General features: G+C 40.1%; 21 protein-coding genes. 10 read left to right on the top strand and 11 right to left on the bottom strand.

Features of this window, described 5'->3' with window-relative positions; translation table 11 throughout:
• Window positions 1–159 precede the first annotated feature (159 nt).
• The 5 genes from J7I93_RS11660 to fabL form a co-directional block, all read right to left on the bottom strand.
• Window positions 160–1,908: an ABC transporter ATP-binding protein gene (locus J7I93_RS11660; protein WP_214726026.1), complete on the bottom strand. Its 1,749-nt coding sequence runs from the start codon at window positions 1,906–1,908 to the stop codon at window positions 160–162.
• Between the two features lie 287 nt (window positions 1,909–2,195).
• Window positions 2,196–2,726 carry a nucleoside tri-diphosphate phosphatase gene (gene ntdP / locus J7I93_RS11655; protein WP_026581721.1) on the bottom strand — a complete coding sequence of 177 codons (531 nt, stop codon included), beginning with the start codon at window positions 2,724–2,726 and terminating at the stop codon, window positions 2,196–2,198.
• Between the two features lie 322 nt (window positions 2,727–3,048).
• Window positions 3,049–3,300, bottom strand: a complete 252-nt coding sequence (locus tag J7I93_RS11650) for a YgaB family protein (RefSeq protein ID WP_214726025.1) — start codon at window positions 3,298–3,300, stop codon at window positions 3,049–3,051.
• A 513-nt stretch (window positions 3,301–3,813) separates the two neighbouring features.
• A complete protein-coding gene (locus tag J7I93_RS11645) occupies window positions 3,814–4,014 on the bottom strand; it encodes a gamma-type small acid-soluble spore protein (RefSeq protein WP_144542318.1) in 201 nt (66 codons plus the stop codon).
• 87 nt (window positions 4,015–4,101) lie between these two features.
• Window positions 4,102–4,851: an enoyl-[acyl-carrier-protein] reductase FabL gene (gene fabL / locus J7I93_RS11640; RefSeq protein ID WP_214988698.1), complete on the bottom strand. Its 750-nt coding sequence runs from the start codon at window positions 4,849–4,851 to the stop codon at window positions 4,102–4,104.
• 176 nt (window positions 4,852–5,027) lie between these two features.
• Here fabL and J7I93_RS11635 point away from each other — a divergent pair, with 176 nt between their 5' ends.
• The gene (locus tag J7I93_RS11635) at window positions 5,028–5,252 is read left to right on the top strand and encodes a hypothetical protein (RefSeq protein ID WP_214726024.1); all 225 of its coding nucleotides are present in this window, start codon (window positions 5,028–5,030) and stop codon (window positions 5,250–5,252) included.
• A 39-nt stretch (window positions 5,253–5,291) separates the two neighbouring features.
• On the opposite strand, the gene mutY is transcribed toward J7I93_RS11635, so the two are convergent.
• On the bottom strand, window positions 5,292–6,383 hold the full coding sequence (mutY, locus tag J7I93_RS11630; RefSeq protein WP_483297132.1) for an A/G-specific adenine glycosylase: 1,092 nt from the start codon (window positions 6,381–6,383) through the stop codon (window positions 5,292–5,294).
• 54 nt (window positions 6,384–6,437) lie between these two features.
• Window positions 6,438–6,749, bottom strand: coding sequence for a hypothetical protein (locus tag J7I93_RS11625; RefSeq protein ID WP_214726022.1), 312 nt, complete (start codon window positions 6,747–6,749; stop codon window positions 6,438–6,440).
• Between the two features lie 284 nt (window positions 6,750–7,033).
• Between J7I93_RS11625 and J7I93_RS11620 the strand changes: the two genes are divergently transcribed.
• Entirely contained in the window at window positions 7,034–8,014 is a 981-nt protein-coding gene (locus tag J7I93_RS11620) for a metal-dependent hydrolase (protein WP_214726021.1), read from the top strand.
• Between the two features lie 57 nt (window positions 8,015–8,071).
• Here the strand turns inward: J7I93_RS11620 and J7I93_RS11615 are convergent, their stop codons facing one another.
• Window positions 8,072–8,341: a YfhJ family protein gene (locus tag J7I93_RS11615; protein WP_214726020.1), complete on the bottom strand. Its 270-nt coding sequence runs from the start codon at window positions 8,339–8,341 to the stop codon at window positions 8,072–8,074.
• Window positions 8,342–8,470: 129 nt separating this feature from the next.
• Here J7I93_RS11615 and J7I93_RS11610 point away from each other — a divergent pair, with 129 nt between their 5' ends.
• Both J7I93_RS11610 and J7I93_RS11605 read left to right on the top strand, forming a co-directional pair.
• On the top strand, window positions 8,471–8,641 hold the full coding sequence (locus J7I93_RS11610; protein ID WP_214726019.1) for a small, acid-soluble spore protein K: 171 nt from the start codon (window positions 8,471–8,473) through the stop codon (window positions 8,639–8,641).
• A 19-nt stretch (window positions 8,642–8,660) separates the two neighbouring features.
• Complete coding sequence (locus tag J7I93_RS11605; protein WP_009335831.1) at window positions 8,661–8,819, top strand: YpzG family protein; 159 nt, start codon at window positions 8,661–8,663, stop codon at window positions 8,817–8,819.
• A gap of 23 nt (window positions 8,820–8,842) precedes the next feature.
• On the opposite strand, the gene J7I93_RS11600 is transcribed toward J7I93_RS11605, so the two are convergent.
• Complete coding sequence (locus J7I93_RS11600) at window positions 8,843–9,172, bottom strand: YfhH family protein (protein ID WP_214726018.1); 330 nt, start codon at window positions 9,170–9,172, stop codon at window positions 8,843–8,845.
• A gap of 222 nt (window positions 9,173–9,394) precedes the next feature.
• Between J7I93_RS11600 and J7I93_RS11595 the strand changes: the two genes are divergently transcribed.
• Window positions 9,395–10,072, top strand: a complete 678-nt coding sequence (locus J7I93_RS11595) for an SDR family NAD(P)-dependent oxidoreductase (RefSeq protein ID WP_214726017.1) — start codon at window positions 9,395–9,397, stop codon at window positions 10,070–10,072.
• Window positions 10,073–10,097: 25 nt separating this feature from the next.
• Here J7I93_RS11595 and recX read toward each other — a convergent pair whose 3' ends face one another.
• On the bottom strand, window positions 10,098–10,907 hold the full coding sequence (gene recX / locus J7I93_RS11590; RefSeq protein ID WP_214726016.1) for a recombination regulator RecX: 810 nt from the start codon (window positions 10,905–10,907) through the stop codon (window positions 10,098–10,100).
• Between the two features lie 101 nt (window positions 10,908–11,008).
• Between recX and J7I93_RS11585 the strand changes: the two genes are divergently transcribed.
• The 3 genes from J7I93_RS11585 (at window position 11,009) to J7I93_RS11575 (ending at window position 12,442) form a co-directional block, all read left to right on the top strand.
• On the top strand, window positions 11,009–11,914 hold the full coding sequence (locus J7I93_RS11585) for a TIGR01777 family oxidoreductase (protein WP_214726015.1): 906 nt from the start codon (window positions 11,009–11,011) through the stop codon (window positions 11,912–11,914).
• Between the two features lie 114 nt (window positions 11,915–12,028).
• Window positions 12,029–12,163 carry a YfhE family protein gene (locus tag J7I93_RS11580; protein WP_214726014.1) on the top strand — a complete coding sequence of 45 codons (135 nt, stop codon included), beginning with the start codon at window positions 12,029–12,031 and terminating at the stop codon, window positions 12,161–12,163.
• A gap of 90 nt (window positions 12,164–12,253) precedes the next feature.
• Window positions 12,254–12,442 carry a YfhD family protein gene (locus tag J7I93_RS11575; protein WP_214726013.1) on the top strand — a complete coding sequence of 63 codons (189 nt, stop codon included), beginning with the start codon at window positions 12,254–12,256 and terminating at the stop codon, window positions 12,440–12,442.
• Window positions 12,443–12,535: 93 nt separating this feature from the next.
• Here J7I93_RS11575 and J7I93_RS11570 read toward each other — a convergent pair whose 3' ends face one another.
• Complete coding sequence (locus J7I93_RS11570; RefSeq protein WP_214726012.1) at window positions 12,536–13,042, bottom strand: DoxX family protein; 507 nt, start codon at window positions 13,040–13,042, stop codon at window positions 12,536–12,538.
• Window positions 13,043–13,795: 753 nt separating this feature from the next.
• Between J7I93_RS11570 and J7I93_RS11565 the strand changes: the two genes are divergently transcribed.
• Both J7I93_RS11565 and J7I93_RS11560 read left to right on the top strand, forming a co-directional pair.
• On the top strand, window positions 13,796–14,857 hold the full coding sequence (locus tag J7I93_RS11565; protein ID WP_214726011.1) for a M20 family metallopeptidase: 1,062 nt from the start codon (window positions 13,796–13,798) through the stop codon (window positions 14,855–14,857).
• A gap of 74 nt (window positions 14,858–14,931) precedes the next feature.
• Window positions 14,932–15,600: a vWA domain-containing protein gene (locus J7I93_RS11560; RefSeq protein WP_214726010.1), complete on the top strand. Its 669-nt coding sequence runs from the start codon at window positions 14,932–14,934 to the stop codon at window positions 15,598–15,600.
• Window positions 15,601–15,676 lie beyond the last annotated feature (76 nt).

Here is a 15,676-nt window from a genome sequence, read left to right as displayed (position 1 = left end):
CGACTAGAAATTTAATCGTTTTCTACTAATATCTATGAAAAAGCTGGACCTTAATGACAGTTTTTTACTACTTAAAATATTGTTACACTATAGCAATTTAACGCACTACCATAAAAGAGTACCAAAAAAGCCGGCTCTCTTTAGAGCCAGCTTTTAGTCCTAATGTTCAAGCTGCTGAACTTGAAATAGCTTATAATAATTTCCATGTTTTTTCATTAATTCTTCATGACTTCCCGCTTCCGAAATTTCTCCATGCTCTATTAGGATAATTCGATCAGCATGGGTGATCGTGGAAAGACGATGTGCCACGATAAAGGTCGTACGATCCTTTGCCAATTTTTCAAGTGCTTCCTGTATCAGATGCTCACTCTCAAGGTCTAAAGCAGAAGTCGCTTCATCCAAAACAAGGATAGGCGGATTCTTCAAAAAGATTCTCGCAATGGCAATCCGCTGCTTTTGTCCCCCCGATAGTTTGACACCGCGTTCGCCGACCTTTGTTTCATACCCATCAGGCAAATTCATGATAAACTCGTGTGCATTGGCAGCTTTGGCAGCTTCGACTACTTCTTCATCTGTTGCTTCCGGCTTGCCAAGAAGAATATTTGTTTTTACTGATTCACTAAACAAGATATTATCCTGGAGCACCATACCAATTTTATCGCGCAGGCTTCTAACTTTAAAGGAACGGATGTCCGTGCCATCAAGCAGAACTCTTCCTTCGGTTACATCATAAAAACGCGGGATCAGGCCGACCAATGAAGACTTTCCGCCGCCACTCATTCCAACAAGCGCAATTGTTTCCCCTTCCTTTACATCAAGTGATATACCTTTTAGTACAGAAGCTTCATTCTCATTGTATGAAAAGCTTACGTTTTCGAACTGGATATGGCCTTTTACATCCCGGCATTCAATGGCATCAGGCGCGTCATCTATATCGTATTCCTCATCTATCAATTCGAAAACCCGGTCCATGGAAGCAATCGATTGTGTTAAAGTTGTCGATGAATTTACAAGCCTTCTAAGAGGGCTGTATAGCCTGTCGATATAGGCAATAAACGCCATCATCACACCAAGTGAGATATCACCCTGAATTACTTGATAACCTGAATAGCCAATAACAAGAAGCGGTGAAACATCAGTAATCGTATTAACGACAGCAAATGCCTTTGCATTCCATTTTGTATGGTCGATCGCTTTCGTCAGGAAGTTTTTATTTTGTGCATCAAATTGGGTTTGTTCATAATCTTCAATGGCAAAGCTTTTCACTACAGCCATCCCCTGGACCCGTTCATGCAAATATCCCTGGACCTCCGCGAGAGCCTGTGAGCGGGCTCTCGTCAGCTTTCTGAGATTCCCGAAAAAGTATTTAACTGAAAAAGCATAAAACGGAAATAAAAGCAGCGATACAATTGTCAGGGTAACATCCATATTTAGCATGATCACAACAGCGATTAAAATAGTCGCTACATCAAGCCAAAGATTCATTAGCCCGGTTACAACAAAGGTCTTGGTCTGCTCCACATCATTAATAACCCTCGAGATAACTTCCCCCGTTCGGTTATTAGCGTAAAACTTAAAGCTCAGCTTTTGAATATGGGTAAAAAGCTTATCTCGGATATCAAATAAAATTTTGCTTGCCACCCACTGGGCAAAATATTGCCGGTAATACTCAATCGGTGGCCGTGCAACGACAAACACCGCGATCATGATTCCCATAACGATTAAAAGTGTATTTGTTTTGTCGCTCTGGCTTAATGCCTCATTGCCGATAATATCATCAATAACATACTTGATCAGAAGCGGAATCAACAGCGGAATGGCAAACTTAATAATGCCAATTATGATGGTTCCGATAATCTGAAGGCGATACGGCTTTACAAATTTTAAATATCTTTTTATACTGTCCAACCTGCTCGCTCCCCCTCTCTATCTAATTCTGCTTTACTAACGTTGAAATAAAAGCTGATCATTGATATATCCTTGTTTTCGCTGAAAAATGGAGCAAATTGTTTATTGCCCGTAATGCTCCCGTAAAAGTAAGAACCTGTTGATTTAAAAAGCTCCATCTCCTCAAATGGACAGTTATTTTCTTAAAATTACCCCTAATCCCAGCAAACATGCAAAAATAAGCCAAAAATAAAAACCTGCTGACCCGAGGTCCAACAGGCGTTATTTTGGCAATTTCACCACTTTTTTTAGCGTCTGTAAGTTAAGTATCGTTCATACCATATATCAATAAAATCCGGTGCAAAAGGGCCCTTTCTCTGGCGGATCCAATGGATGAGGTTATCCACATTGGATTTTAGGATGCTGTCAATTACATCGGGATAATTCATTTCCTGACGGTGCCGTTCATACTCATCTTCGTCCAATAGATTAAACGTCATATCCGGAAAAACCTTAATGTCCAGATCATAGTCAATATACTTTAACGCTTCTCCGTCAAAAATAAATGGCGAGCTAATGTTGCAGTAGTAATAAACTCCGTCCTCCCGAATCATTCCAATCACATTAAACCAGTGCTGGGAATGAAAATAACAAATGGCTGGCTCTCTTGTAACCCACGTTCTTCCGTCAGATTCTGTTACAATCGTCCGGTCATTACCGCCAATCACTAAATTTTGTGTCCCCTTTAATACGGTTGTTTCCTCCCAGACGCGGTGGATATGCCCATTATGTTTATAGCTGTGAATTTGCATTGGTTCGCCTTCTATGGGTACCGCCATTTTTTTCCCCTACTTTCCTATTCCGGAAGCTTTGCAACCTGTAAAAAAATTTCTGCGCATTTTTAAGCGCCATCTCCTCCATGCCGAAGCTTAACATATACAGCATGATTTCAATAATATACATAGACAAAAGGCAACAAAGTACGATTCCTGTTTTCTACTATTATAACGGTAAAAGGAAAATTTTAAAACAAAAGAGCCATTGAAATGTATCAACGGCTGACAAAAAAGGATATAATAGCTGAATTTAAATGTTTTTAAATCACTTAATTGTTTATCATATGATGCCGAATTATAGTCAAATAGAAGTTAGAGCTGCTCTTTATACGGTTACATTTACCTCCTGGTAGGAGCGGATCACCTCTTCGGTCTGTTCCTCAAAAACACTGTGAATCTCTTTCAGTTCAGTTTTCATCCTTGCAATTTCGTACTGGACACTTTCCAATTCCGTTTCCTGTTGGATCGCTTTAAGTTCTTCCTCAATCTCCTGGCATCTTTCCAATTCACTTTGCAGATAAAGAAGCTTTTCCATTGTTTTCATTTGCTCTGACACCAAACTGTTAAAGTTTTTCATGATCGATTCACCGTCCCGATTATTTTTCCTAGTATGTACTATTCGCTGCCCCTTCTTACAACCCTTTGACTACTTATGTTGACTTTATGGAAGTTTTGTCGATTCCTCTTTTTCTTAGGAAAACTGGAATCTTTTGATAACCGACTATTGAATATACGAGGAGTGATTATGATGAAACTTTATTGGACTTTGATATGTTTACTATTATTCTTATGGCTCATGATTTCCACTTTTTATTTAGAACCTGTTTGGTGGTCTATTTATTCATCAGACCGCTCAACGCATACTCCCCTAGTTGAGCAAATTTCATTGGATAAAGTTACGCTATTTGTGCTTATTTCTTTAGCATTGCATTATGTTTTGCGCAAAATGGGCGTATAGTTCTAATGCCCCCTATTAAACCAAACAACCAAGTGTTCCGGTTTATGGATAAAATAGAGTCATTTTTACCCAAAAAAAGAAACCGCCCATTCCAAATGAAGGGCGGTTTCAATTAAGTACAGCTAATTTTAATTAGCGGCTTTGACGGCCAGCGTTTTGGCCTTTTTTAGCTTCAGCTTGCTGGTTTTGCTGTCTTACTTCAGCAGCGTTAGTTTCGCTGGCAAATTCAGTACCGAATTGTCCTTGACCAGCTTGGCCTGCAGATTGAGCGTTTTGTTGTCTTACTTCTTGTACGTTAGTTCCAGCTTGAGTTTGGTTTGGTTGTTTAGCCATTGTAATCACCTCCACGCTCATTAATTTAACCCGGCGAGGAGGAAACTATCCTACTTTTTTCAAAACCAAAAATATCCAATTATTATTTTAAACCAGCAGAGAAATACCTCCATCCACAATAATAGTTTGGCCGCGGATCATGCTTGATTCTTCGCCAATTAGGAACATTACTGTATTTACCATGTCTTCAATTTCAACCATACGTCCCGCAGGAGTTTTGGACTTTGCTTCTTCAAGCAGCTCTGCACGATTAGGGAAATGCTTTAATGCTTCTGTATCAACCGCACCGCCTGAAACAGCATTTACAATAATATTTTTAGGTGCCAATTCAACTGCCAAATAACGTGTGAGTGCTTCTAAAGCTGCTTTAGAAACACCAACTGTCGTGTAATTTTCAAGATAGCGGATCGATCCCAGAGAGCTGATGCTTACTATTCTTCCGCCTTCGTTTTTTTCCATTAGCTTTGCTGCTTCCTGCCCACAGAATAATAAAGCTTTGCTGTTAATATTCATGGTCCAATCCCAATGGGATTCCTCCAGTTCCATCGCCGGACGCAAAACACCTGAAGCTGCGTTATTCACAAAAACATCCAGCCTTCCAAATTCGCGTTCAATTTCCTGAAAAAGCCCTTTAATTTTCTCCACATCGCCAACATTCGCTTTTACAACCAGCACCTTTCTTCCCAGTGCTTCAATTTCGGCTGCCGTCTCATTGGCGGCCGATTTGCTGCGGGCATAATTGATGACAATATCATATCCTTCCTTTGCAAGCCTGATGGCTGTGGCCTTTCCAATCCCTCTGCTGCTTCCTGTTATAAGCGCTACTTTTTGTGTCATGATTCATTTCCTTTCTTTTATGTATTCCTTTATCTAATCTGTTTAAGGATTGAAATTCCGGGAATTTTAAAATACATCCCCTGTTTCGCTTATCATTTTAGCTTTTTCCATGTATAGATGGCAATTCTGATTAAAACACTATCATTAATTAAATCGAGATGAAAGGAAGATAGTATATGTATGTTGGCCGTGATATGACCGAGCTTTCCATGATGCCAAAAACTGACTGGAAGGATAGCGAACTTGCTTTTTACCATCATTCATTTCAGCAAATTATGCCCTATTTGAATTCCGAAGGACAAACCATTCACAGAGAAATAGTCGAAGAAATTGAGAGCCGTGGCGGGCTAAAAAGGCAGGAAGCCGATTATACCCATGGAACACGTGTAAGTTACGATTGAGCGAAAATTTAAATTTAAGGGGGGATATCCCCCTTTTTTCTATGCTTCACTATTCAAAAACTGCTGGAACATCTTCTGGTGTGAAACCGGAAAAGGGAATTTTCTTATTTCATCAAGTGTAACCAATTTTAAATCGGCTTCTTCTTTTACAAGTGAAATAATTCTCCCTTTGTAAACATTAATGTTCCATGTTAAGTGGGAAAAAACATGTTCGATCTGGCCTGTCATTTCATCAATCTCGATTTCAGCACTATATTGAGTGTGAAAGGCATCCTTCATTTGCTCTTTTTCACTTACATATGCAAGATTTATCTCAACCATCGGAAACTCCCAAAGATTTGCAAGGAGACCCTTTTCCGGCCGTTTATGAATCAAGATTCTCCCCTGATCATCTGCGAGGACCGCCGCTGCCAATTGCACATTACGCTGCTTTTTGGTTTTCGTTTTCACAGGCAGCTCATGCTGAGTCCCTGTATGAAAGGCGGTACAATGCTCCCTGACAGGACATAATAAGCAGGAAGGTGACGTCGGTGTGCAGATTAAAGCTCCGAGCTCCATCAGCGCCTGATTGAAATGGGATGGATTTTCGTGTGAAATCAGTTTTCGGACCGCAGCTTCAAAAATCTTTCTTGTCGATGGCTTTGCGATATCGTCCCAAATGGAAAGAATACGGGAAAGGACACGCATAACATTTCCATCTACTGCTGGTTCGGGAATACCGTAAGCGATACTTAAAATAGCTCCTGCTGTATAGGGTCCCACTCCTTTTAATGAGGAGATTTCTTTGGGTGTGTCGGGGACTTTTCCGCCATATTTTTCATGTACTTCCCGGACAGCGGACTGCAGATTTCTTGCCCTTGAATAATAGCCCAAACCTTCCCAGGCCTTTAATACCTTTTCTTCTTCCGCTTCAGATAGATCTTTTATCGTAGGAAACTGCTCAATAAAACGGTTGAAATAAGGAATGACGGTATCGACTCTGGTTTGCTGAAGCATAATTTCTGATACCCAAACCTTGTAAGGATCCTGATCCTTTCTCCATGGAAGGTCCCTTTGTTCGTCTTGAAACCAGCTTAATAAATCATCCTGAAAACCTTTTATATCAATTGAATCAATATTGTTTTTGCTTATTTCTTTCAATTTTTGCTCCTCCTGATGTTAAACAATCGGAAATATGGGAATATATTAGTACAGTTGCTTTTTTAGAGCCCAGCAATCCATTTTGGCCAATCCGCCAGAAATAAATGGATCCAAACTGCCAAATACATTGTGCTTTTTGGATTTGCGAAGTTTTTTCAAAGCAAAGTAATGGGACTCAGTTGGAACAATAAAGGATTCAATAATCATGTACGAATCCTCATCATAGTGAGAGATATTAATTTCTGCCGCATCATAGGCAGGCAGCATATCAATCACATTTGACATCACTTCCTGATACTGGGAAAAAGATGAGTTTTTCACTTCATATTGCACAATCATTTGAACACTTTGTATCATTTTTAGCAACTCCTTTAAAGGTACCCATAATTAGCTGTTAATACAAGAATTTTGTTGATACACTTTAGAAAAGCGAGAGCGCCTTGGTTCAACGGAACGCAGACTAAAACCTTTGCGCCCTCCCAAAACTCACCTTCAGTCGTTCGAAGTATTTTGCTGCGGAGTTCTGGGGAGGAACTTCCAAGACCTCAGAGGGGTTACACTCTGCAGGTAGACAGGTGACGAAATTCAAAATTCACACAATTTACTTAAATCATGTTCCCAAGGAAGGAGGTACTTTCCTCTTGGATACTGGCACACATGTAGTAATGGGACTGGCGATTGGCGGTATTTCCACTCTTGATCCGATTGTTGCACAAAGTTCGGCTACTGCAACCAGCGTCATGATAGGAGCCATCGTTGGTTCACAAATACCAGATATAGATACAGTATTAAAGCTTAGAAATAACGCCGTTTATATACGCAACCACAGGGGAATTACCCATTCCATCCCAGCAGTTCTGCTATGGCCGCTGGTGATATTAGCGGTTATTTATCCGTTTTTTCCGGAAGCAAATTTGCTTCATCTTTGGATTTGGACATTTCTGGCCGTTTTCCTGCATGTATTTGTCGACATTTTTAATGCATATGGAACACAGGCATTGAGGCCTTTTTCGTCGAAATGGGTTGCATTGGGCGTTATTAACACGTTTGACCCGTTTATTTTCGGGATTCATGTTGTCGGATTATTTATTTGGGCATTTGGTGTACATCCAGGATATACATTTTTAGTCATATACGGAATTATAGTGGTGTACTATCTGCTGCGTTTTGCAGCCCAAAGAAGCGTCATGGAAGCTGTAAAGGCCATTATTCCTGATGCAACCGAAATCATCATTGCCCCAACCATGAGATTTAACCACTGGCGGGTTGCAGTAATGAGCAAGCATCAGTTTTTCGTAGGACGCGCTGTTAAAAATCACGTCCGGATTCTCGATCAATTCAATCGCATTCCCGTTCCTGAAACCCCGGTGCTTGAGGCAGCAAAAAAAGATAAGAACCTCTCTGCATTCTTATCCTTCTCTCCTGTTTACCGCTGGGAAGTGGATGAATATGATGATTATTATGAAGTTCGGTTCATTGATCTGCGTTATCGAAGCAATGGCCATTACCCATTCGTAGCTGTTGTCCAGCTGGATCGGGAATTAACCATCCAATCTTCCTACACAGGCTGGATTTTCAGTGAAGAAAAACTGCGTAAAAAACTGGATATTATTCCTGGGTAATCGAAAGATGCGCTGGGACCAAAGATAAACCGGCTGCCTTCAAAGGCAGCCGGTTTTTTAATTAAGTTTATTCATATCCTGCTCGAGCAGATGTTTATATTTTGGATTATTAGCCACAAATTCATGGAGCCTGCTTCCGTAATTTTCTACCCATTGCCTTACAATCCGCTCCGTCATTTCTCTGCCTCTATATTCTCTGCCGGCTTTAGCATAGGTAGCTTCAAAATCCTCCCACAGAAGTTCAATCCATGTTTGGGCCTGGCTGGCTGACAGCTTATCATTTTTTTCCAATAAAAGTTCATAAAGCTTTTGCTGGTATTCATTCATAAAAATCACCTCATTACCATTTATTAAAGGCCTTTATTTATCATAGCCTGTCAAACAAAAACAAATAATAGTACTACGTGATTAGCACCAAAGCTGATCACGCTCTTATTCCGGTTTAGGAGGCTGCTTATGCGCAATAAAGCGAGAAATTTTCCAAATCAAAATAACAATAAATTTGAGGGTGAGCCGCGGGCTAAAGCGGAGTACGCTTCACGCCGGGCTGACGGCACCATCAATACACATCCACAGGAACGGATGAGAGCTTCATCAAACCGAGAAAACGATACACCTGAATTTTAAAATTCGAGGAGGCTTGGTTATGGGAAACAGCAAAAACTTTTTTGGCGACAATCCGTATTCCAGTCCATTTACTTCACCGCACTTTAGGCCAAAGCGTGCGCATTCTCAAGTAAATGGAGAAACCCAGCAAACTCAAGACCTCATCATTTTAAAACGACAGATTCGTAAAAATTCTTAAAAACCGGAAAGAGGATGTTCAAATCATCCTCTTTCTTCTAATTTTTTAAGCATAGATATCGGCAAAGCCTCTTCACCCTTGCTTCCATTCAATCGAAATCCCCAAGCAAATACTCCATTCATATATTCAATCTTAAAATACACTCCTGGATCCCCTTCAATTTGATATAATTCCCCTGGCTTAAAATCATCCGGATTAAGCAGGTAGGACTTAGCCATTATCATTTTGCGCTCCAGTACCGCGAATTCATTCACCATACCCATCTGTTCTGCTTTCCTGGCTTTTTCATTCAGGCTGGCGATTTCCTGCTGCAATTCATACGTCGTCATTGTGCTATATCTTTTCTCCTGCATAACGATCCCTCTGACTTTCTCTAGATAATTAAATCCTGTTTTGAACACTCTAACCTATATAGGAGTTGTTATTTAAAAAACTATTCTACATAGCTAAGTATATGGGAAAAAACATGGTTAGAAAAGACTGGAGCTTTCAATCTAAAGCCTGCGAAAAGAAATACACTGCCGATTTTGTTAAAATATTTTTATAGAATAGTTCACAAAAGGAGTGATACAAAAATGAAATCCCTTATAGTTACGGGTGCAGGATCAGGGTTAGGAAGGGAGCTTGCATTATTATACGCGAAACAAGGCTTCCATATCATTTTGACGGGACGGACACACGAGAAACTGAAGAAAGTGGAAAGGGAAATACAAGATGCCGGCGGAAGCGCCCAATCCTTTGCTGTTGATGTAACGAAGCTTGCAGAAGTCCGCCAATTTATAAAGGATGCAGCCGGAAGCATTCCACTCTTCGGCTTGATTAATAATGCCGGTGTTGGCCACTTCGGACCATTTGAAGAAATGAAAGAAAAAGAAATAAGTGAAATGCTTGATACAAATGTGCTCGGCACCATTTATATGTCACAAGCAATTCTGCCTTATTTAAAAGAAAGAAACGAAGGATTGCTGATGAATATCATATCCACGGCCGGGTTAAAAGGAAAGGTAAATGAAGCTGGATATGTTGCAAGTAAATTTGCAGTACGAGGGCTCACTGAGAGCCTGCAGAAAGAGCTTGAGGACACAAATATCAAGGTGAAAGCCGTATATATGGGTGGCATGGACACACCTTTCTGGGATGAAAGCGAGCATATCAAGGATAAATCAAAGCTGCGTTCTCCTAAGGAAGTGGCTCAGATGATTTTAGAAAGCAATGAGGAAAATGCAATTGTGATTGAATCTAACAGAAAATAACACATGGCTTTATGCCATGTGTTTCTTATATTTCCTCGTCTTCCCTTAGATACTGCTCAATTAAATCAAAGGAAAATCCTTTGCGGAATAATGTTTGTTTCATTTTTTGCCTGTATTCAAATTCAGGGAGCTTTGCATATTTTCTCTTGGCTTTTTCTGCCTGGAATTTTAAGGCTGCCATCTCTTCGTCTTCTTCTTTTTCAAGCTCTGTTTCCGCAATGGCTGCTTGAATAATTTCAAAGTTAAACCCTTTACGCATCAGCATTTGTTCCAATTTTTGCTTGATGATCTTTGATGAATCACGGGAGAGTTTTTGTGCCTGTTTACCACAAAGCTTTATTGCTGTATTGAGCTCAGTTTCCCTCGGATACTCCACCAATGCTTCTTCAATTAATTTTGAAGAAATTCCTTTTTCCCTGAGTTCATTGCGAATTAATCCTTTGCCTTTATCTGAAGTATTCATTTGTGTACGCACGAAAGCCTTTGCGAATTCTTCATCGTTTAAAAATTTATAATCATATAATTTGTGTATAACTTCCTGTATGACAAGTTCTTCAACTTCTTTTTCAGCTAAATGTTTGCGGACTTCGGTTTCTGAGCGCATCCTTCTGGATAAATACTGAATAGCCGTGTTATAGGCTTTGCGTATATCATCCTTGTAGCCAATTTCACTTAGTGCGAACTCATCGAGCTCCAGCCCTTTTTTCAGCTGGTGTTTTATTAAAACATCTTCATCCACACTAAACGCGTATTCTTCACCCTTGCCATAATCCATATATATATTGTAGCGGTCTGTTTTCTTTTTCTGGACAGTGATTTTTGTAATAATCGGCATTTTCTCCACCTCTTTTTTAATGTAACACATTTAAAAAAGGTTTTAGAAAGAAAACGTCGTAAGATGTAAGAAAGTATTGCCACTTGAAAGGGGAATTTCCCATGAGAATAGCCATAACAGGAGGCACCGGTTTTGTTGGAAGCGCCTTGGTAAAAAAATTATTGCAGAATGGACACGACCTTTTGATTTTAACCAGAAATGCTGTAAACAAACAAAATTCCAAAAACCTTCAATATGTCCAGTGGCTGAATAAAGATGATTCACCGGAAGATGAGCTTGAAGGAATAGATGTGTTTATAAACCTGGCAGGGGAGTCTATTAACAGCGGCAGGTGGACAGAGGAACGCAAGAAGCGTATCTTTAACAGCCGGATTACAGCAACTAAGGAAGTACTGCGGATTATAAGCCGTTTGGCAGAAAAGCCCTATACCTTGATTAATGCAAGTGCAGTCGGATATTATGGGACTTCAGAAAAAGAAACTTTTACTGAAGCATCAAAAAAACCAGGCTCAGACTTCTTAGCTGAGACAGTAAGCCGCTGGGAAATGGAAGCCTCCAAAGCAGAGGAATGGGATGTTCGTACAATTTTCTGCCGCTTTGGCATTATTCTCGATAAAAATGATGGTGCCCTTCCACGAATGGCCCTCCCCTATAAATTATTTTCCGGGGGTACAGTCGGATCTGGCAGTCAATGGGTTTCATGGATCCATTTGAAGGATGTTGTCAGCGGGATTCTATTTTGCATAGAAAATGAACAGCTGCAAGGGGCGGTTAATTTCACTTCGCCCAATCCGGTTACAATGAAGGAATTTGGCAAGATTCTTGGAGAGGTTCTTCATCGTCCGCACTGGCTTCCTGCTCCAGACTTTGCTTTAAAAATAGTTCTGGGTGAAATGAGCACCCTTGTTTTAGAGGGGCAAAAGGTGCTGCCAGAAAAGCTGACAGCATCCGGATATGAATTTTTATTTAAGAGCCTGAAGCCAACATTAGCGGATATATACTCATAATTGGATTGTTGGAATTTTTGATTAGGCAGCAAAATCCATTTTTCGGTTAATCTCCAGTATCAATTCTTTCAAATAAGGGAAAAATAAGGAAAGACGGAAAGCATATTTGAAAGGATGAGCAAATTGGACAAAAAGAAGAAGGACAAATCAAAAAGTACATTATCCAGCATGCAGGAAGTAACCTATTCCAGAGAATTCAAAAGAGCGGACAAAGCCGGCGGATTTGCTGGAAGGCAGCCAAAACATTAATTACCATCTATACAGCCCTTAAAATGGCACATGATAAAAGTACGGAAGCATTCAGTTTCCGTACTTTTATTGTTGAAAGGGGTTTTCATAATGGGCCGTGCACATGGACATAAAACTCGTGACCGAAACAAAGCATCACTTCCACAAGTACCAAAAAACATGAAATCGGATGGTTTAGACGTCGAATTCGACCGCGATCTAGCCGATCACGATGATCTCGAGGCAATGGCACGTTCCAAGGCTGCTGACCAGCGTGCTAGAAGCAAACAAAAACGCTAAGTGGCCATTCATACACCTTCCCTCATGGAAGAAACTCTTTTTCAGCTATAAAAAAGAAGCAGGGCAATGTGTCCCTGCTTCTTCCATTTAGATTCAGTGATGATGTGCTTCTCTTTTACCGATGCCGTGTCCGCCTTTTTTCATCATTGTCTTGATATATGGGATTGCAAATCTATCAACGCCCCAGAAATACGCGCCGCTTCCTGTAAAGAGAAGGATGATTGCTGCAGTATATAATACTGGATTTGTGCTTGTAGTTCCTGCCATTAAGAAGTTAAGGTTCATAAATGCTCCTGCGATTAAAGCCGGGATGGTCGCTGCACCAAGGATAAGTCCAATACCAACAAGCACTTCGCCCCATGCGACTAAAAAGCTGAATAAATCTGCGTTAGGCACTGCTACACTTTCAAGGAATCCTGCATACCAGGCCTGAACTGCAGGATGGTCGCCGCCTGCTTTTGCAATGGCACCCTGCATAAATCCGCCTGCATCAAATCCATCTGCTACTTTATGCCACCCTGCTTCAAGCCACTGTATGCCAAGCCAAATTCTTAATATCGTCCACGCTGCTGCCGCTTGCGGAGTTTTCCACCATTTCATGATAATCATCTCCATATTTTATATTGTGAAGTTATTCACATGTTTAATAAAAAATTTTTAACCCCTATTGGGTTTTTAAAAGCCGGCCAGCTCTTTGGAAGAAAGGATACTTTAGCGAATCATTTTGTGAAATGTTTCACTATCTTTCTTCACTTTTAATATACTCCTTCTAACAGCATTCTGCAATGCACTTCACCAATTCTTCACAAATATTGGGCTAAGTTTGATCAAGTTGTGAACAGGCCTTTATCCACAGGGATGTGAGTAATGTTAATAAGTTGTATAACTGCTTTCACCAAGGTATATTACACATCCATATGGATGTTAACAAAATTCTGTGGGTAAATCCACCGAATCCTGTGGATAGTGTTGATAAGTTTGCGAATCTCTTTTAAATCAATATTTACTATGTTGATAAATTCGTGAATAAATAAACAGCCTAATTATCATACCTTTTTTTCCTCTTGCTGGGAAGGGGCCAGACGGCAAAAAAGTATTTGTGCAAATGGATGAAGATGGAAATGCTGAACTAAAGCTGCCTGAAAAATAGTTATGAGACTAAGGAACCGAGCTTTGTTTCCTTTTTTAGTATTAAAATTAATTCTTAGAATTTAGATAGCTATCGCCTTGAAGGGAATGAAAGTTCTTCTTCTAAAAGGAATTTTTAAAAGTACGATTTCTTCTGCCTAAAGCCGGGAATAGGAATGATATCTTTGCAAAACTTATTCAGATATAAGGAGGACCTTTTAAAATATGCTGGAGAATGTATTGAAGGATCTCATTTCAATTAACAGCTCAACCAAGGAGGGGGCAAACCGGGCAATCGAATATTGCCATCAGTGGCTGTCAGGCCATGACCTCCCTTCTGAATTGATTGAAAACAATGGGTATAAAATGGCTGTCTGCGAAATTGGAAGCGGCGATCAAACCGTTATCTTTAATGGCCATGTCGATGTTGTTTCAGGAAAGGATGAGCAATTTATTCCTGTGGAAGTTAGAGATAAAATATATGGACGCGGCGCAGCAGATATGAAAGCAGGAGTTGCTGCAATGATGTGTGCGGCTAAAGAACTTCATAAGAAGCCAATAGGCGTGAAAATACAGCTTCAAATTGTATCAGATGAAGAAATTGGCGGGTTTAATTGTTCAGGCTATCTTGCAGAGCAGGGTTATCGCGGTGATTTTGTCATTTGTTCCGAGCCGACACAGCTGGGTATCGCGCTGGAAGCAAAAGGCGTTATCAGGCTGGATATTGAAATAGAAGGTGATCCCGCACATGGAAGCCGTCCTTGGGAGGGAGTCAATGCCATTGAAAAAGCTTTTAAAGTTCATCAAAAACTGCTGAAATTGCCTTTTGCAAAAGAATCATCCGAGTTCTATCCCTATCCATCTATTAATCTGGCTAAAATAGATGGCGGTGATGTATATAATAAAGTTCCCGAAAAATGTGTGATATCCTATGATATCCGCTACTTGCCAACACAGAATCATGAAGACGTCATCAAACAAATTGAAGGCATTACAGATGGCGAAGTAATCGTTAATATGTTCAGCAAACCGCTTATTACCCAAAGGGACAACCCCTTTATTTTAATGCTCGAACCGATCGTCGAAAAACATACTGAAAGTAAAGCGGTGTTCTTTGGTCAGCACGGTTCTGCGGATACGGTCTTTTTCGCCAATTACGGAATACCAGCAATCGAGTTTGGCCCTTCCGGCTTAAACTGGCACGGGAATAATGAATATGTTCTTCCGCATTCTATTCATTTATATGAAAAGATGCTTATTGACTTCGCTATGAGGTTTTCAAATTGAGGAACATCTTAGAAGCTTTTAATTTCTCATTATGGTAAATTTTAGTTGTGATTATTTACTTGAGGAGAGATATTATGGGGTCTATAAGTTTATTAAAAAAGTCTGCCGGGGTCATACTGGAGAAAAAGAATTTAAACAATGTAACTGCCAGAGTCGGCCTTGTTCTGGATATTTCAGGCTCTATGCGGCGGCTATATAAAAACGGTACAGTACAAAAGGTTGTCGAAAGAATCCTGGCTGTTGCCAGCCAATTTGACGACGACGGGGCATTAGATATTTGGGTTTATGATAATGAATTTTCCCGGCTGAAGCCTGTAACAGAAAATGACTTTGAGGATTATGTGGATCGATACATCTTAAATAATGATCTAATTCATAAATTCGGCAGAAATGATGAACCTCCTGTTATGGAGGATGTCATTCAGAAATACACGGTCGAAGACCCAAGCAGAGATCCTGCCTTTATTGTTTTTATCAATGATGGAGGCTGCAAAAGAACCATAAAAAAACCAGTTGTTTCATCTTCTGATAAACCGCTATTTTGGCAATTTGTCGGGATAGGAGATTCCAGCTTTGAAGCATTGGAAAAGCTTGACGAAATGGATGGCCGTTACATTGATAATGCAAACTTTTTCCATATTAAAGATATTGAAACCATATCAGATAACGAGATTTATGACCTATTACTGACTGAATTCCCGGACTGGCTGAAAGAAGCAAAAGAAAAAAAGGTCATTTTATAGAAATCAAAAGCGGATTTGATTCTTACTCAAATCCGCTTTTTATTGGGGTAGACCGTGTTTTCTATCTTGCATTCAC

It is taken from the genome of Bacillus sp. ISL-47 (assembly GCF_018613175.1).
Classification (GTDB): domain Bacteria; phylum Bacillota; class Bacilli; order Bacillales; family Cytobacillaceae; genus Cytobacillus.
This window is presented reverse-complemented; position numbering and strand designations above follow the sequence as displayed.